Genomic DNA, 19,253 nt, shown 5'->3' on the forward strand with positions numbered 1-19,253 from the left:
GATTTCAATGCCTGAATTACCTGAAGTGGAAACAGTTCGCCGCTCGCTTCTGCCGTTAGTCAAAAATAAAGTCATTACCGCCATCAACACTAACTGGGAGAAAATCCTGATCAATGGGTTGGCGACTTTTCAAAAGGAAATTGTCGGCAGTGAGATCACGACCATTGATCGGCGCGGCAAGTATCTTTTGATGCGCCTCAGCAATGGTGAAACGATCATCAGCCATCTGCGTATGGAAGGGCGTTACTATGTTGTCAAAGATGCAAACACACCTTTTGATAAGCACGATCACGTTACGTTCACTTTTCAGGATGGCAGTCAGTTGCGCTATCGGGATCTGCGAAAGTTTGGGCGGATGCGGCTGATCAAAACCGGGCAGGAGGATCAGGTCACAGCACTTGCTAAACTTGGGCCGGAACCAACCCCAAGCACCTTTGACGAAGCGGACTTTGCCCAGCGCTTGAAACGTCATCATAAACCGATTAAGTCGGTTTTACTCGATCAAACCGTGGTCGCTGGTGTGGGCAATATTTACGCTGATGAGGTACTTTGGTTAAGTCGGCTCAATCCGCTGCAGCCAGCTGATACCTTGAAATCTAAAGAAATCAAAACACTGCATGACGCGATTATCCAAGAATTAAACGCAGCCATTGCGGCAGGCGGCACCAGCGCGCATACGTATGTTGATGCAGAAGGCAATCGCGGTTCTTTTCAAAATGCCTTGCACGTCTATGATCGGGAAGGTACCCCGTGCGATCGCTGCGGCACGACGATTGTCAAAATTAAGGTTGGTCAGCGCGGAACCCATTACTGCCCACACTGTCAGCCATTACATCAAAGGAGGCGGCCAGCGTGACTTATCTCTTGGGGTTAACCGGTGGCATTGCATCGGGGAAATCGACGGTAAGCCGCACTTTCAAAGCCGCTGGGTTTCCGGTGGTGGATGCTGATGTCATTGCCCGCCAGATCGTCGAGCCTGGGCAGCCTGTTCTTGCGCGCATTGCTCAAGCTTTCGGTCCTGAAGTGCTGCGCGCGGATGGCAGCCTAGATCGCGCCAAGCTGGCCAAGATTGTTTTTTCCCAGCCAGGCAGAATGGCAGCCTTGAATCAGATCAATCGGCCTTATTTGCGCGAGGCCATCAGTCAGGCACTTGCACAGGCAAAAGCCGGTGGGGCCGCCATCGTTGTCGGCGACATTCCTTTGTTGTATGAGGCCGATTATGCCGATGACTTTGACGGTGTTGCGGTTGTGAGCGTTGATCCCAATATCCAACTATCGCGTTTAATGGCACGAGACGGGCTCTCACAGGCTGACGCGGAGGCCCGAATTCAATCGCAAATGCCGTTAGCGCAAAAGGCAGCATTGGCAGATTTTGTGATTGATAATAATGGGACTCAAGAGGCAACCATTGCCCAAGCCAATGCCTTGATCCACCGGCTGCAACGGCTATCATAAGCGGCTTACGCGTGCTATAATAAGCTATCAAACTTTGATTAAGAGGGTGGAGTCGTGCAATGTCCCCATTGCCATCATAATAGTTCGCGAGTTGTCGATTCCCGACCAACAGACGGTGGCCGTGCGATTCGCCGCCGTCGCGAATGCGAAAATTGCGGGTTTCGGTTTACAACCTTTGAACGGGTTGAACAAACCCCGCTGTTAGTGATCAAAAAGAATGGTACACGTGAAGAATTTAATCGTGAGAAGATCCTAAAAGGACTTATTCGGGCCGCTGAAAAACGGCCGGTTACCATGGAACAAATGCAAAGTATTGTCGATTCGGTCGAAAATCAGTTGCGTGCGATTGGTGAAAACGAAGTCTCCAGTCAGGCGATCGGTGAGTTTGTCATGTCTAAACTAGCCGATGTCGATGATGTTGCCTATATCCGTTTTGCCAGCGTTTATCGACAGTTTAAAGATATGTCCGTCTTCATGCAGGAATTGCAGGACATGATGAAGAAAGAAAAGACCAAGAAGTAAAGATCATCGCAGCTGAAAATGGTAAACCGGACCTGAGGCAAATGTCTCAGGTCCGTTGTCTGAAAAGAGGTGAAAGTGCATGCAACGTCCTGATACATTTAGTCCACAGGCAGGGTTTGTGTTAACAAAAGCCGGTCATTTGAGTGATTTTGACGAAAAAGTGGCAATTTCACTCTATCAGCCGCTCATCGGGCCGATTGCGATGGCATTGTATCTGAGCCTGTGGCAGGAAGTTAAAGATCGCGCACTAGTGACTGATCGACGTCTGCAATTATGGCTGCTGGATTTGTTAGATATTGATATTGATCAATTATTCAATGCGCGTGTCAAACTGGAGGCGGTCGGGTTATTGCGCACTTATACGCAAGTCGACTCATTAGGGCGTTACTACGCTTATGAGTTGTATGCACCGGTGGCACCTGATGCCTTTTTCAAGGACGATCTTCTCGGGTTGCTCCTATACGACAAAGTCGGGGAAAAAAGATACGATGAGCTGGTTGGCCAATTTAGCCTCAAACCAGTGCGCAGACCTGAATGGCAGGAGATTACAGCCAGTTTTCTCGATGTGTTTCGGTTTGATCATGATTTGAGCAAGGAGCCACCAGCAGTGGTGGCAGCTAAATCAGATATGACGCAAAAAGAAGCCACGCGGCCACGGCTTGGCACAGGCGGCGGCTATGATTGGGCATTAGTCAAAGCGATGCTGGCGAATAGTAATATTCAAGCGGGGCAACTCGCCACGCATCAGGAAGCGTTGTATCAAATCGCCGGTTTTTACGGGATTCAACCGCCGGATTTTGCTCGCTTGATTAGTCGCGCCACAGATGTCATGACTGGCAAAATTAATTTGAGTCAATTGCGGCGCTTAGCTGAACAAGGCTACACCCGAGCACAACCACATGCGCAGCCGACGACCACGACGGCACCGCCAAAAGTGGCATCAGCCGACGAAGCTTTGTTGCAAAAAGCCAAAAGTATGCCACCGCGCCAATTCTTAACCGCCGCCAAGCAGGCAAAAAATGTCCGAATGTACCCGGCTAACAACGAGTTACGTGCCGTTCAGCAGCTTAGTGAGCGAAATGTGTTCGATGCGCCGACGATCAATATTTTGATTGATTATATTTTACGAACCAATGACAGTATCAATCAGGCATTGCTTGATGCAATTGCTAACAGTTGGCTGAAAGCTAATGTGAACAGTCCCGAGGCTGCTTTGAAACAGATAAGTGACTTTGAAAAACAGAAGGCCAGTGGTCAAAAACGGCGTCAAGGCAGCGCCAAAGGTCCGCGGCAGGAGAAGTTGCCAGATTGGGCACAAGCGGGGTATAAGCCAAAAAAGGAAACGATCAGTGAAACTGATAAGAAGATACTCGCCGAACAAATGAAGAAATGGAAAGAGCTTAACGAACAAGGAGGGAAAACTGATGGAGGACATGCGTAAGCAGATTGCATTGCTGATGGATTCACGACAATGGCGTGATCGCTATTTCAAAATGGTCAAGAAGGCTTTGCAAGACTCTGAGGTTCAGGCCTTCTTGAAGGCACATCAGTCTGATTTGGCTGATGATGCTATTGATCGTGGTACTGCCAAGATTTATGAATTTGTTAGTGAGCGTAACAAGATAAATCGCGGAGAATTACCACTCGCACCAGGCTATAGGCCCATGTTAGTTGTCGCTAATCGTTTAATTGATGTAGTTTACCAACCGACTAATGAAAAAATGGTATCTGATAAGAGAGCAAAACAAGAATCTTTAGTTACTCCTATCAATATGCCGAAAGATATTCGCCACGCAAGTTTACAAGAATACGATCAAACGCCCGAGCGAACGAAGGCTCTTATCGCAGCAAATAGATTTTCGTTTGAAGTTGTGGCGAAACCTAAAGATTTTCACCAAGGTCTTTATCTCAGTGGGCCTTTTGGGGTAGGAAAAACTTACCTTCTGGGTGCTATTGCAAATGATTTAGCTCGAGAAGGTGGAATTGCAAGTACCTTGATTCATGTTCCAACTTTTGTAGTCGAGATGAAAAGTGCTATCGGCAATAACAGTGTTTTGAAGAAAATTGATAGTGTCAAGCGGGCCCAAATCCTGATGATGGACGATATTGGTGCTGAGAGTATTAGCCCTTGGGTGCGCGATGATGTGCTAGGTATTATTTTGCAATATCGAATGCAAGAAAAGTTGCCGACACTATTCAGTTCAAATAAAAGTATGGCTGATTTGACTGAGTCGTTAGCAGGTACTGATCGAGGCAATTCGGAGATGCTTAAGGCTGAACGTATTATGGAACGTATTCGTTTTTTAGCTAAAGAAGTGCAGGTCGGCGGTGAAAATCGGCGCAATCCATTGGCAGATTGACGCTCAAAGTAGCGCTATTCAGTTGTAAACCGTTGGCGGATGATGTTATTTCCAGAATTACTTGTAGCCGTGCGGACGGAGCTAGTTCACGCTGTGGCTGAAACGCGCTCTCTGGTGCAGAAACCTGCACATAAGGACCTCAAGCCTAAAATGACCAAAGCCCGGCCATTTAGGCTTGAGGCCACTTATGTTCCGGTTTCTAAACGCGCCAGAGAGCGCTCTTTTTCAGAAAACCTCTTGCACCTGACTGCGCAATGTGTTTCAATGAAGCTATCGAAGACGGAAGCAACAAAGGATCATTCAATAGAGAGCGAGACCATGGCTGAAAGTCTTGCAAGATCTGATCCGAACCACTTCTCGAGATTGCCGCAAGGCCCTGTTACGCAGGTTACGCGTCAATTAAGTGGCCAACAGCCGGTGCTGTTGGCAAACTGGGTGGAACCGCGATCACTGATCGTCCCTGATGTCTCTTAGGAGATGTCAGGGATTTTTTGGTTTCTTCGAAAAAACAATAAAGGAGTCTTACTCATGGCATTAGATATTACATTTCCTGATGGTAACGTCAAACAGTTTCCTGATGGCACCACAGTTAAGGCAATCACCGAGGGTATTAGTAATAGCTTGGCAAAGAAGGCTGTCGCCGGCAAGTTAGATGGCGATTTGATCGCTTATGACGAACCGATTGCGCATTCTGGTAAATTGCAAATTATGACCAAGGATGATGCAGAAGGTTTGACCGTTTTGCGGCAGACAGCAGCGTTCGTACTGGCCGCTGCTTTGAAAGACTTATACCCGGATATTCATTTTGGTCAGGGTCAAGCAACGGAAGACGGTTTTTACTACGATACCGATCGTGCTGACGGTCAGGTGAGTGTTGATGATTTGCCAACCGTTCAAAAGAAAATGGAAGCGATTATCAAGGAAAACGCGGCACTTGAACCAGTTGTGTTGAGTCGCGCCGAAGCTTTCCAAGCCTTCAAAAATGATCCATTCAAGAAGCAGTTGGTTGAAGCTGCTGGCGATCCGATCAAAGGCTATAAGTTAGGCGACTTCGTTGATTTTGAAGAAAAAGTGTTGCTACCAAGTCTCAAGGACTTGAAGCATCTGAAGCTGCTGTCAGTGGCTGGTGCATACTGGCAAGGCAAGAGCAGCAACCCGATGTTGCAACGGATCTACGGCACGGCATATTGGAGCGAAAAGGGTCTGGAAGATGATGCCAAACGACGCCAAGAAGCTGCTGAACATGACCATCGGGTGATCGGCCGTGATTTGGATCTATTCTTCGTTGATCCTAAGGTTGGTGCAGGCTTGCCGTACTGGATGCCAAATGGTGCCACGATTCGTCGTGTTATCGAACGCTATATCATTGACAAGGAAATTGCCGATGGGTATGAACACGTCTACACACCTGTTTTAGCTAACTTGGATCTCTATAAGACATCTGGTCATTGGGATCACTATCGCGAAGACATGTTTCCGCCAATGGACATGGGTGACGGCGAAATGTTGGAATTGCGGCCAATGAACTGCCCAAGCCATATTCAGATTTATAACCATCACATTCGCTCTTATCGTGAATTACCGTTGCGGATCGCAGAACTCGGCATGATGCACCGTTATGAAAAGTCAGGTGCCCTGTCCGGCCTGCAACGTGTCCGTGAAATGACGCTGAACGATGGTCATACTTTTGTTGCTTTAGACCAAGTTCAAGAAGAATTCAAAAAGATTCTGCGCTTGATCATGGATGTTTACGAAGACTTCAATATCACCGATTACAGTTTCCGGCTTTCATATCGTGACCCTAAGAACACCGAAAAATACTTCGATGATGACGAAATGTGGACACGTAGCCAAAGCATGTTAAAAGGTGCCATGGACGACTTGAAACTGGATTATTACGAAGCCGAAGGTGAAGCTGCCTTCTATGGTCCAAAGTTGGATATCCAAACGAAGACCGCACTTGGCAATGACGAAACCATGTCAACCATTCAACTGGACTTTATGCTTCCGGAACGGTTTAATCTAACCTACGTCGGTAAAGACGGTGAAGAGCATCGGCCAGTCATGATTCACCGCGGGATTGTCGGCACGATGGAACGGTTCATTGCCTATCTGACCGAAATCTACAAGGGTGCCTTCCCAACTTGGCTAGCACCGACACAAGCTGTTTTGATTCCAGTCAACAATGATCTGCATCTGGATTACGTCAATCGCATTAAGAAACAAATGTTAGCCGCCGGTCTCCGCGTTAAAGTTGACGATCGGAACGAAAAGATGGGCTACAAGATTCGTGAAGCGCAAACCAAGAAGATTCCATACACCGTTGTTGTCGGCGATAAGGAATTGAATGATGCTGCGGTTTCAGTTCGCCGCTATGGGGATGAACACACCGAAGAAGAAGCAGGCAACATGTTCATTGATGCTTTAGTTGCTGAAGTGAAGAATTACAGCCGTGACGGCAAAACCAAGCCAGGCGAAGCGACCAAGGTTTTAGGTGATTAGTGTCATTTTCAATCAAATGGGGAAGGAACTTTTGAGACATTGTTCTCAAAGCTCCTTTTTCTTTTGATCAAAATCCCGAAACGCGCCATCAGTTTTGGATTATTTTGAGGTTTGGAAACACTATTTTAGAACTTTAAATGTCTTTGATTTTGGTTCCCAGACAGCTAGGTGAACCACATTGCCTGCATGCATTTCGATACGGGTGACAGCGGCGTAACCAAGTTTCGAGAAAAAATGATAGCCGATACCGGGGATGGCCGCTTCGACAAGACTGCTTATCGCCGTGCCATGACTACCGACAGCGACGAATGCCGAACTTGGCAGTCCATATAAAAATGAAAGGTAACGTTCTTGAACTTGATGAATAGATTCACCAGGTTTTTCAAAGAATGTTAAATCTTGCCACTGCTGATTAACATATTCAGAAAAATTTGGCAGCCATGCAGGCATTTTTCGCTCCACCAATAGTTCGTTTTTTTGAACGGGTAAGCCGTGATCATCTGCAATCGGTGTGATCGTATCAACAGCACGTTTGAGTGGGCTTGAAAAAAAGCCTGTGTACGGATATTGATGCAAACTGGCAACCAACTGCTGAGTTTGCCGCCGACCAGCGCTGGTCAGTGGCCGCAAAAAATCATCATGAATCGTGATGTCTGGTTCAGCATGCCTCACTAAGTCAATTGTTGCCATGGTGATTTCTCCATTCATTCATAATTTTGTTGTTAGTATCTTTAGGAACAGGTTTGTTCTCGCCAAATTTAGCACATCCGCCATTTGTTTTCAGCATGTATGATAAACTGGACACATTTACGACACACGTAAAAAGAAAGGGTGACTCGGTGTTTATCGCATTATGGGCTTCATGGCTCGTCTTATTCGTGGTCACAAAGATCCTCGCTGCCGTTTTGTATTTGGTGGTTTTGTTCGCTTACATGAAGCTGCCATGGCGGACCCCGAATCAGCGCGGTTACTGGTTAATTGCCCATCGTGGCCGTGGCCTGTTAGTGATCATGGGCATTGTGATGTTGCTAACTGTTGTTGGTGCTTATGGCATCGCAACTTGGTGGTTTGCTAAAATTGAATTTCAACCTCAAGGTGTGGCTGTTTTCGGCAGTGTTGGCATTGTGTTACTCTCATGGCTGGTTGGCCTACCAAAAAAATTACGCAGGTTTCGTGGCAAAGTGAGTGCCGATCAGAAACGAGATAAAGGGGAAAACGATGATGACTGATGAACCAATTGTTCAAAATCCACAACTTATTCATTTGATTCAGTTATTACGGGCTGATCAGAATGATGAGACCCAAGCCGCTTTTTACGCTGCTTTAAAGACTGCAAAATTCATGTTGCCTGTTGGGACAACGAGAGATGGTGATCCGACAATCGTCATGATTACGGATGATCAAGGACAGGACTTCTTACCAATTTTTACCGACCAGGCTAATTTCGGTAAAAGCCCAGATCATGATCAATACGCTGTTGCCACCATCAATGACTGTGCCAACTTTTTATACGAAGATCACGATATACAAGGTGTTGCCATCAATCCATACGGCGAAAATATGCTGCTATCACGCGCCAACTTGTTTTACGTGGCTAAACCTGATAGTGCTAAAAATGGTGAGGCTGTGCGGATCGGTGAACCGCCGCGGGAAACCGCCACATTAGTTAAGCACTTGCGCGACTACTTGGCGAAGCTGAGAACTGTTCATGCAGCCTATTTGACCACCATGATCCGCGCTGATGATACCCAAAGCCTGTTGCTGGTCGTAGATGCAGATAAGGGAACAGACCTACACGCCGTTGTTGCCTTTGCAGAAGCTTATTTACCAGAAACGACCCAATTCCACGTGAGTCCTAACGACAATGAATTAGGACGCTATGTGAGTGGTGAGTTTGCGCCATTTTATCAGCGGTAAAATCGCTAAAAGCTGAAACTTGACGTCGCCTGAATGTTCCTGTATAGTTATATCCGTTGAGAAAAAGCAGAAGTTCCCGCTTCTCGCCTAAGTCCTTGGACCGCTAGGCTCATTAGTTCGGTATTTAATGAACAGCGGGGTCTTTGTGGCCACGCTGTTTTTGTTTTTTCTCTGAAATTCACACGGAGGTGAACAACCATAGCAAGAGATCTGATAGTCAATGACAGTATTCGCGCACGTGAAGTTCGATTGATCTCCCAGACCGGTGAACAGCTCGGCGTTAAGAGTACGCGTGACGCCTTGGCCATTGCCGAGGATGCAAATTTAGATGTTGTCCTAGTATCGCCTAATGCCAAGCCACCGGTTGCCCGTATTATGGATTACGGGAAATTCCGGTTTGAGCTTCAAAAGAAAGAGCGCGATGCTCGGAAGAAACAAAAGACTGTCACCATCAAGGAGATCCGCCTAAGCCCAACCATCGGTGAAGCAGATTTCAATACTCGACTCAAGAACGCCACCAAGTTCCTTGAAAAAGGTGACAAGGTTAAAGTCAGCGTTCGGTTCCGTGGTCGGGCAATCACGCATAAGGACCTTGGTCGCAAAGTCCTTGAGCAGATGGCGGATGCCGTTAAGGAAATTGCTGCTGTTGAAACGCATCCTAAGATGGACGGCCGCAGCATGTTCTTGATGCTTGCACCGCGTGCCGAGAAGTAGTTTTCGGCAAGATCGTATAAAAAGCGCAAACTGGTGAACTTCACCAGCAACACGCTGATGTTTACAGGAGGAAAAAGTCATGCCAAAATTCAAGACCCACCGTGCTTCCGCAAAGCGTTTTAAGAAAACCGCATCAGGTGCACTGAAGCGCGGTCATGCTTATACGTCTCACCGTTTCCACGGCAAGACCAAGAAACAACGCCGTCAATTGCGTAAGTCAGCATTGGTATCCCACTCAGATATGAAGCGGATCCGCCAGATGCTCAGCCAGATGAAATAATAATCTATCGGATTTGATTTGAGGAGGAATTCTAATGCCACGTGTTAAAGGTGGAACAGTTACTCGTAAGCGTCGTAAGAAGGTACTGAAGCTCGCTAAGGGCTATCGTGGTGCCAAGCATTTGCTGTTTAAGGCAGCTAATGCCCAAGTCATGGTGTCATACCGTTATGCTTTCCGCGATCGTCGCGCTAAGAAGCGTGATTTCCGTCGTCTTTGGATTGCACGGATCAACGCCGCGGCACGCATGAACGATATTTCCTACAGCAAGCTAATGCATGGCTTGAAGGTTGCAAATGTCGACATGAACCGTAAAATGCTTGCTGACCTTGCTGTTAGCGATCCAGATGGCTTCAAGGCTGTGGCTGATACAGCTAAAAAAGCTTTGGCTTAATGCCAATTTAAAAGAGCATGTCACAACTCGCTTTGGCGAGTGGACATGCTCTTTTTGCGTATATAAGTGAAAAACATGGGTTCACATTAAGAAAACCAGCTCACGTGAGCTGGTTTTTTAATGATATTGCCGAACCCCCAACGGCTGATAGTTGGCAATGAACGTACTGATGGCGGTTAGATCATCCGAGAATAACACGTTATCGAATGCATCCTGATCAAAGAAACCTTGGTCAACTGCGGTTTGATACATCTGTTTCAAAGGTTGGTAATACCCATTTTGATCAAACAGGATCGTTGGGCTTGCGTTAAGGCCAATTCGGGAGAAGGAAATTGCTTCGGTGATTTCTTCCAAAGTGCCAGGACCGCCGGGAAGGGCAAGGTCGGCATCTGCCATCTCGATCATTTTGGCTTTTCGCGTTCCCATGTCAGCAACGACTTCTAAATGCGTCAAGGCTGGCATGGCTAAGCCGCGATCGGCGAGTACTTGCGGCATGATGCCGATGACGTCACCGCCATGGTCAAGGGCACTTTGCGCAACTGCGCCCATCAGCCCGAGTTTACCGCCGCCATAAATCAGCGTATCGCCACGTGCCGCAATCCATGCGCCAACTTTGCTTGCTGCCTGTAGAAATGCTGGATCCGCGCCACTATTGGCGCCACAATAAACTGCAATTTTCATGTTGTCCCGCCTTTCGTTCACCCGTTTATCATACGGCGTGAAAACAAGCGGGACAAGGCGTTAACCCAATTTTTGTTTAAAGTTGATTGATGTCTTTACGAACCGGATGGGTGACATGACGATCTTGCATCACAATCAACTTGCCCGGGGCGTGGTGTGTTTCCAACATTTCATGCGCAGCAATGACGCCATCCACGTTAAAAGCAAATGATTGCGCTACACGAACTTGCAGACCCCATTTTTGGGCGACATCAACTAAATAGGCAAAGCCATCATGAACAGAATAGTCCTTCGATGGGTTCAATTGCAGGTGGGTTGTGCCAGGCTTGCTGCTAACATCAACGTCAGCATAAGCGGTCGTCACATATTGACCGCCAGCTTTGACCAGCTTTAGCGAGGCACCGTGGTCTGCAACGCCAAAAACGGCGTTGACCACAGCATCAGCACGGCTGTCAGGTAAATCATCTGTATAGCTGTAAATCTGATCGGCCCCGAGTTGCTGCAAATAGTCGTGGTGTTGGGCACCTGCAACGGCAATGACATTTAATTTTTCAAACTTGGCGAGCTGCACCAAGATAGCACCAACACCGCCGCTTGCGCCAATGACTGCCAAAGTTTGGCCAGACTTAAGTGACAGCATATAGTGCAAAATGTTAAAAGCAGCTAAGCCAACTTGCGGTAGTGCAGCAGCGTCCAAAAAGCTTAAGGCAGTCGGTTTTTTGTAAATTTTTGAAGTTGAGGCGGTGACATACTCGCTGTAACCGCCAATTGGTCGATAATTCAAGACAAGATCACCAATAGCAAAGTCAGTCACCCCTTCGCCGAGTTTGGTAATTCGCCCAAGAACATCTGTGCCGGGGACAACTGGGAACTTAACTTTTCGAAAAGCCGCTTGTTCACCACGACGCAGTGAAGCATCGTAGGGATTCAAGCCAAAGCCAAGAACCTGCAATTGTACTTGCCCAGTTTTTGGTTCGGGAATCGGCGCCTCAATGGTTTCAAAAACGCTCGGATCACCATACTGTTCAAAACCAAAACGTTGCATAGTCTTTCACCTCCGTCGCCAATCAGCTAACCGACCACTTTTTGCCAGCCAGCTTTTGGCGTTTGTCAATTCTTCTTCATTCAAATTGTGACTTTGCCCATGACGGAAAATCGTGACATCGGCACCTTGCTCTTCAAGGTACGTATCGAGCACTTTGAAGTTTTGTGCTGGCACAATCGGATCTTGGTCGCCATGTGACATCCAGACTTTGACATCGCTAAGATCTTGTTTTGAATTGACTGTCGAAAGTGCCATCGGGTGAAAGAAAATGCCTGTGTGGAATGTATCACTTCGCGTCAATAACGCCCGTGCAGCAACGTTAGCGCCGTTAGAATAGCCGATCACGATAAATCGCTCATAGTCGATGTCAAATTTCCGGCAAAGGTCATTTAACACTGAAAATAGCCAAGTGGTCTCCTGTTCAAGATCGTTTAAATCAAAGCCGCCATTTTCCGTGTGCTTGAAGTAGCGGTTCATGCCTTGTTCTTGCACGCGACCGCGAATCGACAACATGGGACTATTTGGCGAGAGGTACTTGCCAATTGGCAGTAAGTCATTTTCATCGCCGCCTTGGCCATGCAGTAATAGTAATGGTGAGACAGTTGGATCACCTTTAACAAATGCGTAGTTTACTTTATCTTCTGCCATCGCAACCTCCAATCATTAACGTCCACGCCAGTCGGTTTTGACTGGGGTTAATTGCTTTTCAATTTCTTCGCGTTTGCTTTCCAAGAATGGTGGCAACTCTAAGTGAATGCCGGCTTCATCATAAGTTTCATCCTGTAAGAAGCCTGGACCGGTGGTTGCAAGTTCAAACAAAATTTGCGGTGCCGCGCGGAAATACTCGGATTTGAAGTAGAAGCGGTCAACGTAACCTGATTGCGGCAAACGATACTGCTTGATGCGATCAATCCACGTACCTAAGGTTTCTCGATTCTCAGTCGAGAAGGCCGCGTGGTGAATGTTGCCAAAGCCCTCCTCGGCAATCGGCAGATCTTCTCGATGCTCAAGAATCACTTGGGCGCCATGACCGCCTTCGCCAACCTCGTAAAGTGACCAGTTGCCATCTTCAGCAATTTGCTTATAACCCATAATCTCGGTCAGTACATATTGCATATGACCTAAGTTGAAAATGGTAACGGTCACTGGTCCAAGGCCAGTAATCGCGAATTCCTCAGGTACGTCATTGTGTTTCCATGGCGTCCCACCGGCAACCCCATGATCGTTTTCATCGGATATAAGCTGATACTGTTGATCATCTTGATCATGGAAGTTAATAATCTTGGTACCGAATTGATTGCTAATACCTTCATTAGCAACTCCTTTTTCAGCAAACCGCTTGAGCCAATAATCTAACGCTGCATCACTAGGCACACGAAAACTTGCGCGGGAGATCATGTTCGTGCCTTTTTTACCTTTAGGCTGGTTAGGGAAGGTGAAGAATGTCATGTCAGTTCCGGCAGTACCTTGATCATCAGTGAAATAAAAATGGTACGTATCCAACGCATCTTGGTTAACTGTCTTCTTAATGAGATGCAATCCCAACGTTTTGCTCATGAAGTCAAAAATCGCTTGAGGATCGCTGGCCATGGCTGTGACGTGGTTCATACCTAATAATGTGTGTTCAATCATGGAAATCCACTCCTTTGGTTTTAAAATACGTTTCAATGGCTTGACGTTGTGCCTCGAACTTCGGCGGCAGTCCGAGACCTTCGCCGAGGTGGGCAAGCGGCTCATCTAACGCAAAGCCGGGTTCCTTAGTGGCAAATTCAATCCGGTTATCGGCAGGATCGCGAACATATAGGCTCTTAAACCAGCCGCGATCAGCAAACTCCTCAACTTCATAGCCATGTTGTGCGGCAATTGTCCCCAGTCGCGGCAGTGTTTCTTCATGGTCAACGGTTAACGCAAAATGATCCATGCTTCCGCGGCCAAATCGTTTGATGCTATCAGTGAGGCTAGGCTTAAGGGTCAAGGTGTTACCGGCCTCAAGCTTGAATTGATTATTTTCGGGGGTCACACCCAGCATGGTTTGAAAGAAGGTCTTTTCAGCTTCATGATCGGCCACTGGGAGATCGACATTAATTAATCCGGTAATCTGGTTTTCGCCCGGAACATCGTTTGGCACGACAAGTTGCGTTGGTAACGTTTGATCGGTCACCAACAGTCGAACCGGCGTATCAGCCGGATCAACCAAAGTTAAACTGGTCAGCGTGGCTGTCACCACACAACCTGCCATCCGCAGACGCTGTTCCCAAAATGCCAATGACCCAGTTGGAATGGCAAGATCAATCCCACCCAATTGATTTTGCCCATCGTAGCGATGCCCCAATCGATCAATCGCAAAAAAGGTAACCACACTGCCAGGAGTTCCTTGGTAATCACCGAAAAACAGATGTCGAACATGAACGTTCTCCTGATTGACGGTATTTTTGACCAGACGTAAACCTAAAACCTTTGTATAAAACTGAATTGTCGCTGGTGCATCACCGGTCAACAGCGACACATGATGCAAACGGGTCATGACATTGCCTCCTCCTTGATACACTTACTAAAAATAAGTATAACAGTCTTATTCGCTGAATGCGAGTCGCTGCTATCAACCTAATCGTACCTTGTTTTGACATATAAGGCGATGATTTCGTCTTTAAAAAGATAACGGTTTCATTCAAGCTTGACGCTTGTTTGGAAAAATAGCAATTTTTATAATTGCTGAAGTATTTTGCTGTTGGAAGAAAACAGAATAGCTTAACTAGCTTCTTTAATTTTAATGGCAAGCAGAGAGCTCGTGGAACCATCCCGGACAAAGGCGTACACCTTTGGATCAATAGGATTGGAGCTCGCCACGCCTGTCAATGAAGCTGACTCGCGCTCGGCACGCTTTTCGGCTATAATATAAGGATATGAAAACCGGAGAGGGGACAAGATTTGTGGCAGTTTTTGAGCCGACTTGGCTGGTAACGAATATTTTCAGTTTGACACCTGCCAGCTTGAAACAACAAGGGATTAAGGCGGTCTTGACGGATCTAGATAATACGTTGATGGCGTGGGATCATCCCGAAGGCACTGAAACACTGACTCGCTGGCTGACGGACTTGCGCAATAGCGGGATTAAAGTGGTGGTCGTCTCGAATAACAATGCAAATCGAATCCACAAGGCAATGGCCAAGCTGGGTGTGGCATATGTTGCTCGTGCTTTGAAGCCGCTTCCTGTGGGTATCACGAAAGCCCGCAAACAATTAGGGCTTAAGCGATCTGAAGTGGTGATGGTTGGCGACCAATTGCTGACCGATATTTGGGCAGGCAATCTTGCTGGTGTGCGAACCGTTTTAACCCAGCCACTTGTTCAAAGTGATGCGTGGAACACCAGAATTAATCGTTACTTTGAAGGTTACGTTTTTAAAGCACTCGCCAAGAAACGGCATTTGGATTATCAGGAGGATATTCATGGATACCACGAACACTGAAACAGAGCGCCGTTGCATAGGCTGCGGCGCTATTTTGCAAACGACTGATCCCAAAAAGCCGGGATACTTGCCAAAAGCCACTTTAAGCAAGGCCGATCCTGATGACGAGATTTATTGCCAGCGCTGTTTTCGGTTGCGGCACTACAACGAAATTGCGCCGGTGACGTTGACGGACGATGATTTTTTACGCTTATTGAATGCCATCGGTGAAAGTAATGCGTTGATTGTCAACGTCATCGATATTTTTGATTTCAATGGCAGTGTCATCCCTGGATTGCATCGTTTTGTGGGTGACAACCCAGTCATTCTTGTCGGGAACAAAGCCGATGTGTTGCCGAAGTCGCTTAACCCGAATCGATTGAAGAATTGGTTACAGCAGCAGGCAAAGGCACAAGGGTTGCGTCCGGTAGCCACGATGCTGGCCAGCGCTAAAAAAGGTTTTGGCGTTGATGAGCTGTTGGATGCCATTGAAAAATATCGTGATCATCGAGACGTTTATGTGGTCGGCGTGACGAACACTGGTAAATCTACTTTGATCAATCGAATTATAAAAGAATTGACTGGCGTTGAGGATTTGATTACCACGTCGCGTTTTCCGGGAACGACGTTGGATCGCATTATGATCCCGCTGGATGATGGCCAATCATTGATTGATACACCAGGGATCATTCATCGGCATCAGATGGCACACTTTGTCGGCCCTAAAGACTTAAAATTAGTCTCACCGACTTCCGTCATCAAGCCAGCAACCTATCAATTGAATGAAGGCCAAACTATTTTTCTTGGCGGTTTAGCGCGATTTGATTACCTTCGCGGAGGTCGCAACAGTTTCGTTATTTACACTGATAATCAGTTGACGTTGCATCGCACCAAGTTAGAAAATGCGGATGATTTCTATCAGAAGCATGTGGGCGGTTTACTGTCACCACCACAGCCGGATGAAGTGCCAGACTTTCCGCCATTGGTTCGGTTTGAATTCACCCCAAAGGAAAAAGCCGACTTAGTTTTCGCCGGGTTAGGCTGGATCACTGTGCCTGCTGGTGTTACGGTTGCCGGCTATGCGCCAAAAGGTGTGGATGTTTTGTTACGGCGTGCGTTCATTTAGAAAAACTATCTTTGGTATCAAAATTAATCATGTCGAAGTAAAACGTGTACGGCGGTAAGTATCCATGACCACAACGAGGCACTCAGCCAGTTGTGTTTAAAGAGCTATGCCTGCCGACACGGTTAGAGGAGCGTTATTGATGTTAACAGGGAAACAGAAACGGTATTTACGCAGTTTGGCGATGACCACGAAGCCGTTAATCAATGTTGGTAAGAACGGTTTAGGTGACACGTTTGTGGCTGGGGTGAAAGATGCCCTCGAAGCGCGGGAACTAGTTAAAATCAGTTTACTGCCGGCTGCCGATGATACACCGCAAGAGGTGGCCGATACCTTACAGGCGGCCATTCAAGGTGTGGAGATCGCCCAAATCATTGGTCACACGGTTGTTGTCTATAAGCAGGCTGAAAAGAAAGATCATCGAAAAATTAGCCTGGAAGTTAACGCACGCTAAGAGGATCACTATGGAGAAGACGCAGAGTGTCACATTGACCCAGCCCGTGATCTCCGTTGAAATGCGCGAGCAGATTCTTGGCCAGCATCGGCGAAAACAGATTGGCCTATTTGGTGGGACTTTTAATCCGATTCACAACGGTCATTTAATCATGGCCGAAGCAGCTGGCACGGAGTTGGGATTAGAAAAAGTTTATTTTATGCCCGATAATCAACCACCGCATGTCGACACTAAAACTGCCATTTCAGCGCGGCATCGTGTGAATATGGTGCAACTAGCTATCGCGGACAATCCGCTTTTTGGATTGGAAGGGATTGAAATCCGACGAGGCGGTGTCAGCTACACTTATGAGACGATGTTGGAGCTGCACCGGTTACATCCAGACACCGATTATTATTTCATTATTGGAGCCGATATGGTGGATTATCTGCCAAAGTGGTCGCACATTGACGAACTTGTCAAATTGGTGACATTTGTCGGTGTTAAACGGCGTGGGTATACGCCAGCTAGTCGTTATCCAATTCTGTGGGTGGATGCGCCTTTGATTGATATCAGCTCAACTGATGTGCGTGATCGGGTCGAAAATGGCCGAAGTTTGAAGTATCTGGTACCTGATTCAGTAATTGATTATATTCAAAAAGAGGGATTATATCGTGAGTGAACATCAATATCCGGCAAGTCTGACACATGGCTTAAGTCGTGAGGAAATTTTAAATCGGCTGCACAATCGGCTCGATGAACCGCGTTATGAGCATTGTTTGCGGGTCGAAGCGACTGCCATTGAATTGGCCAAGCGTTTTGATCAAGACGTTGATCGCGCAGGCTTAGCAGGTTTACTGCACGATTATGGTAAAGAGATTCCAGTTGAAACCTATAAACGCGTGATTATTGAAGATGGTTTCGATCCGGATTTGTTGCAATATGGCCGCGGCGTTTGGCATGGTGTTGTCGGCGTTCATTTCATTCAAACAGAGGTCGGCATTACTGATAAGCAAGTATTGACTGCCATTGCGCGGCACACGACAGGTGATCCGGAAATGACCAAGCTTGATGAAATCATTTTTGTTGGTGATTTTATCGAACCGGCGCGATCTTTGCCGGTTGAAGCAAAGGCGCGTAAGGCAGCGGAAACGAACTTGGAAGAAGCTAGTCGAATTGAATTGGAGAATACCTTGACTTATCTCATTGGTGCGCGCAAACTCGTTTTTCCAAAGACACTATTAACTTATAACGCATTCTTAACAAAGGAGTAATTTATGATTGATTCAAAAACGATGTTGGAAGTTGCTGTCAAAGCAGGTGATTCTAAGCGTGCTGAAGACATTGTGGCGCTAGATATGCGCGGTGTCAGTTTATTAGCTGACTACTTTGTCATTATGAGCGGTACTTCAGATCGACAAGTGCAAGCGATTGTCGATGAAATTGAGGATAAAGAAGAAGAAGCCGGCGTTACGATTCGTCGTATTGAAGGCCAAAAAGGATCGAAATGGATGCTGATTGACATGAACGATGTTGTCGTGCACGTCTTCATGCCAGAAGAACGCCAATTCTACAACCTTGAAAAGTTATGGCAGGAAGCGCCGCTGGTTGAAGTAGATCAGTGGGTTGAAGCATGATTTATCAAACGTTTGCCGAAGTTTACGACAAACTGATGGATCAATCACTCTATTCGCAGTGGCGGGATTATGTCACGAAGCGGGTTGCACCAGCTGGTCAGCCTATCTTGGAGTTGGCAGGCGGTTCGGGTTTCTTGGCTGTTCTTTTGGCGCAAGCCGGCTATCAGGTGACCGACTTTGATTTATCGGACGAAATGTTGTCGCTGGCGGCAGAAAAGGCTGAGGAAGCCGATGCCCAACTGACTCTTATTCAAGGCGACATGCGTGATTTGAGTGATTTACCACCGGTTCCGGTCGTGACATGTTTTGACGACTCCATTTGTTATATGGCGAATCTTGAAGAAGTTCAGCAAGTCTTCACTCAGGTAGCGTCTTTGTTGCCGTCGGGCGGGGACTTTCTTTTCGATGCGCACTCGTTATATCAAATGGATCAGATTTTTCCCGGTTATATGTACAATTATCAGACCGATGATTTTGCCTTTTTATGGCACAGTTTCGTAGGTGAGGTGCCGCATAGTGTTGAGCATGATTTAACGTTCTTTCTTTATGATGAGGGCCTAGATGCCTATAAGCCGCTTACGGAAACCCATAAAGAACGAACTTATCCGATTAACGACTATCTCGATGCCTTAACCGCAAGTGGGTTTGAAAAAATTGAAGTGACAGCTGATTTTGGCCGTCAGCCAATTCAGGCGGACAGCACACGCTGGTTTTTCCATGCGAAGAAAAAATGAATGACCATGATGA

The 19,253-nt window shown here is 46.9% G+C and carries 25 protein-coding genes; 19 read left to right on the forward strand and 6 right to left on the reverse strand.

Features of this window, described 5'->3' with window-relative positions; genetic code table 11:
- Positions 1–7: 7 nt before the first annotated feature.
- From mutM to thrS, 7 genes are all read left to right on the forward strand, one after another.
- Positions 8–856 carry a DNA-formamidopyrimidine glycosylase gene (mutM, locus tag ACWPAB_RS02800; protein WP_003565891.1) on the forward strand — a complete coding sequence of 283 codons (849 nt, stop codon included), beginning with the start codon at positions 8–10 and terminating at the stop codon, positions 854–856.
- Positions 853–1,455 carry a dephospho-CoA kinase gene (gene coaE, locus ACWPAB_RS02805; RefSeq protein WP_003588073.1) on the forward strand — a complete coding sequence of 201 codons (603 nt, stop codon included), beginning with the start codon at positions 853–855 and terminating at the stop codon, positions 1,453–1,455. The genes mutM and coaE overlap by 4 nt, the downstream gene beginning before the upstream one ends.
- 54 nt (positions 1,456–1,509) lie before the next feature.
- Positions 1,510–1,977, forward strand: coding sequence for a transcriptional regulator NrdR (nrdR, locus tag ACWPAB_RS02810; protein ID WP_003565887.1), 468 nt, complete (start codon positions 1,510–1,512; stop codon positions 1,975–1,977).
- A 79-nt stretch (positions 1,978–2,056) separates the two neighbouring features.
- Complete coding sequence (locus ACWPAB_RS02815; protein ID WP_003584694.1) at positions 2,057–3,418, forward strand: replication initiation and membrane attachment family protein; 1,362 nt, start codon at positions 2,057–2,059, stop codon at positions 3,416–3,418.
- Positions 3,402–4,337, forward strand: a complete 936-nt coding sequence (gene dnaI / locus ACWPAB_RS02820) for a primosomal protein DnaI (RefSeq protein WP_003584692.1) — start codon at positions 3,402–3,404, stop codon at positions 4,335–4,337. The genes ACWPAB_RS02815 and dnaI overlap by 17 nt, the downstream gene beginning before the upstream one ends.
- A 42-nt stretch (positions 4,338–4,379) precedes the next feature.
- On the forward strand, positions 4,380–4,811 hold the full coding sequence (locus ACWPAB_RS02825; RefSeq protein WP_014952027.1) for a hypothetical protein: 432 nt from the start codon (positions 4,380–4,382) through the stop codon (positions 4,809–4,811).
- Positions 4,812–4,865: 54 nt separating this feature from the next.
- Positions 4,866–6,839, forward strand: coding sequence for a threonine--tRNA ligase (gene thrS, locus ACWPAB_RS02830; protein ID WP_003584690.1), 1,974 nt, complete (start codon positions 4,866–4,868; stop codon positions 6,837–6,839).
- A 120-nt stretch (positions 6,840–6,959) separates the two neighbouring features.
- Here the strand turns inward: thrS and ACWPAB_RS02835 are convergent, their stop codons facing one another.
- Positions 6,960–7,529: a histidine phosphatase family protein gene (locus ACWPAB_RS02835; protein WP_003584688.1), complete on the reverse strand. Its 570-nt coding sequence runs from the start codon at positions 7,527–7,529 to the stop codon at positions 6,960–6,962.
- Between the two features lie 149 nt (positions 7,530–7,678).
- Between ACWPAB_RS02835 and ACWPAB_RS02840 the strand changes: the two genes are divergently transcribed.
- From ACWPAB_RS02840 to rplT, 5 genes are all read left to right on the forward strand, one after another.
- The gene (locus tag ACWPAB_RS02840) at positions 7,679–8,068 is read left to right on the forward strand and encodes a hypothetical protein (protein WP_003588070.1); all 390 of its coding nucleotides are present in this window, start codon (positions 7,679–7,681) and stop codon (positions 8,066–8,068) included.
- Complete coding sequence (locus ACWPAB_RS02845) at positions 8,061–8,756, forward strand: enhanced serine sensitivity protein SseB C-terminal domain-containing protein (RefSeq protein ID WP_003588068.1); 696 nt, start codon at positions 8,061–8,063, stop codon at positions 8,754–8,756. Before ACWPAB_RS02840 ends, ACWPAB_RS02845 begins: the two co-directional genes overlap by 8 nt.
- Positions 8,757–8,954: 198 nt before the next feature.
- Positions 8,955–9,470 carry a translation initiation factor IF-3 gene (gene infC, locus ACWPAB_RS02850; protein ID WP_014952023.1) on the forward strand — a complete coding sequence of 172 codons (516 nt, stop codon included), beginning with the start codon at positions 8,955–8,957 and terminating at the stop codon, positions 9,468–9,470.
- 79 nt (positions 9,471–9,549) lie between these two features.
- Positions 9,550–9,750, forward strand: coding sequence for a 50S ribosomal protein L35 (gene rpmI, locus ACWPAB_RS02855; RefSeq protein ID WP_003565872.1), 201 nt, complete (start codon positions 9,550–9,552; stop codon positions 9,748–9,750).
- Between the two features lie 34 nt (positions 9,751–9,784).
- Complete coding sequence (gene rplT, locus ACWPAB_RS02860; RefSeq protein ID WP_003565866.1) at positions 9,785–10,141, forward strand: 50S ribosomal protein L20; 357 nt, start codon at positions 9,785–9,787, stop codon at positions 10,139–10,141.
- Positions 10,142–10,258: 117 nt separating this feature from the next.
- Here rplT and ACWPAB_RS02865 read toward each other — a convergent pair whose 3' ends face one another.
- The 5 genes from ACWPAB_RS02865 to ACWPAB_RS02885 form a co-directional block, all read right to left on the reverse strand.
- Positions 10,259–10,822, reverse strand: a complete 564-nt coding sequence (locus ACWPAB_RS02865; RefSeq protein ID WP_003579557.1) for an LOG family protein — start codon at positions 10,820–10,822, stop codon at positions 10,259–10,261.
- 76 nt (positions 10,823–10,898) lie between these two features.
- Complete coding sequence (locus ACWPAB_RS02870; RefSeq protein ID WP_003584684.1) at positions 10,899–11,867, reverse strand: NADP-dependent oxidoreductase; 969 nt, start codon at positions 11,865–11,867, stop codon at positions 10,899–10,901.
- Between the two features lie 6 nt (positions 11,868–11,873).
- Positions 11,874–12,515: an alpha/beta hydrolase gene (locus ACWPAB_RS02875; RefSeq protein ID WP_003584682.1), complete on the reverse strand. Its 642-nt coding sequence runs from the start codon at positions 12,513–12,515 to the stop codon at positions 11,874–11,876.
- 15 nt (positions 12,516–12,530) lie between these two features.
- Positions 12,531–13,499 carry a ring-cleaving dioxygenase gene (locus ACWPAB_RS02880; RefSeq protein WP_003584680.1) on the reverse strand — a complete coding sequence of 323 codons (969 nt, stop codon included), beginning with the start codon at positions 13,497–13,499 and terminating at the stop codon, positions 12,531–12,533.
- Complete coding sequence (locus tag ACWPAB_RS02885) at positions 13,492–14,391, reverse strand: VOC family protein (RefSeq protein ID WP_003584678.1); 900 nt, start codon at positions 14,389–14,391, stop codon at positions 13,492–13,494. The genes ACWPAB_RS02880 and ACWPAB_RS02885 overlap by 8 nt, the downstream gene beginning before the upstream one ends.
- A 406-nt stretch (positions 14,392–14,797) precedes the next feature.
- Between ACWPAB_RS02885 and ACWPAB_RS02890 the strand changes: the two genes are divergently transcribed.
- The 7 genes from ACWPAB_RS02890 (at position 14,798) to ACWPAB_RS02920 (ending at position 19,240) form a co-directional block, all read left to right on the forward strand.
- On the forward strand, positions 14,798–15,334 hold the full coding sequence (locus tag ACWPAB_RS02890) for a YqeG family HAD IIIA-type phosphatase (RefSeq protein WP_003565854.1): 537 nt from the start codon (positions 14,798–14,800) through the stop codon (positions 15,332–15,334).
- The gene (gene yqeH, locus ACWPAB_RS02895) at positions 15,315–16,439 is read left to right on the forward strand and encodes a ribosome biogenesis GTPase YqeH (RefSeq protein ID WP_003575406.1); all 1,125 of its coding nucleotides are present in this window, start codon (positions 15,315–15,317) and stop codon (positions 16,437–16,439) included. The genes ACWPAB_RS02890 and yqeH overlap by 20 nt, the downstream gene beginning before the upstream one ends.
- A 139-nt stretch (positions 16,440–16,578) precedes the next feature.
- Complete coding sequence (yhbY, locus tag ACWPAB_RS02900) at positions 16,579–16,890, forward strand: ribosome assembly RNA-binding protein YhbY (RefSeq protein ID WP_003565850.1); 312 nt, start codon at positions 16,579–16,581, stop codon at positions 16,888–16,890.
- 10 nt (positions 16,891–16,900) lie between these two features.
- The gene (locus ACWPAB_RS02905) at positions 16,901–17,551 is read left to right on the forward strand and encodes a nicotinate-nucleotide adenylyltransferase (RefSeq protein ID WP_003565847.1); all 651 of its coding nucleotides are present in this window, start codon (positions 16,901–16,903) and stop codon (positions 17,549–17,551) included.
- The gene (gene yqeK, locus ACWPAB_RS02910) at positions 17,544–18,143 is read left to right on the forward strand and encodes a bis(5'-nucleosyl)-tetraphosphatase (symmetrical) YqeK (RefSeq protein ID WP_003565845.1); all 600 of its coding nucleotides are present in this window, start codon (positions 17,544–17,546) and stop codon (positions 18,141–18,143) included. The genes ACWPAB_RS02905 and yqeK overlap by 8 nt, the downstream gene beginning before the upstream one ends.
- Positions 18,144–18,146: 3 nt before the next feature.
- Positions 18,147–18,506 (forward strand): ribosome silencing factor, encoded by a 360-nt coding sequence (rsfS, locus tag ACWPAB_RS02915; protein WP_003565844.1) that lies wholly within the window; start codon positions 18,147–18,149, stop codon positions 18,504–18,506.
- Positions 18,503–19,240, forward strand: a complete 738-nt coding sequence (locus ACWPAB_RS02920; protein ID WP_003584674.1) for a class I SAM-dependent DNA methyltransferase — start codon at positions 18,503–18,505, stop codon at positions 19,238–19,240. Before rsfS ends, ACWPAB_RS02920 begins: the two co-directional genes overlap by 4 nt.
- Positions 19,241–19,253 lie beyond the last annotated feature (13 nt).

This window comes from Lacticaseibacillus sp. 30 (genome assembly GCF_053819265.1).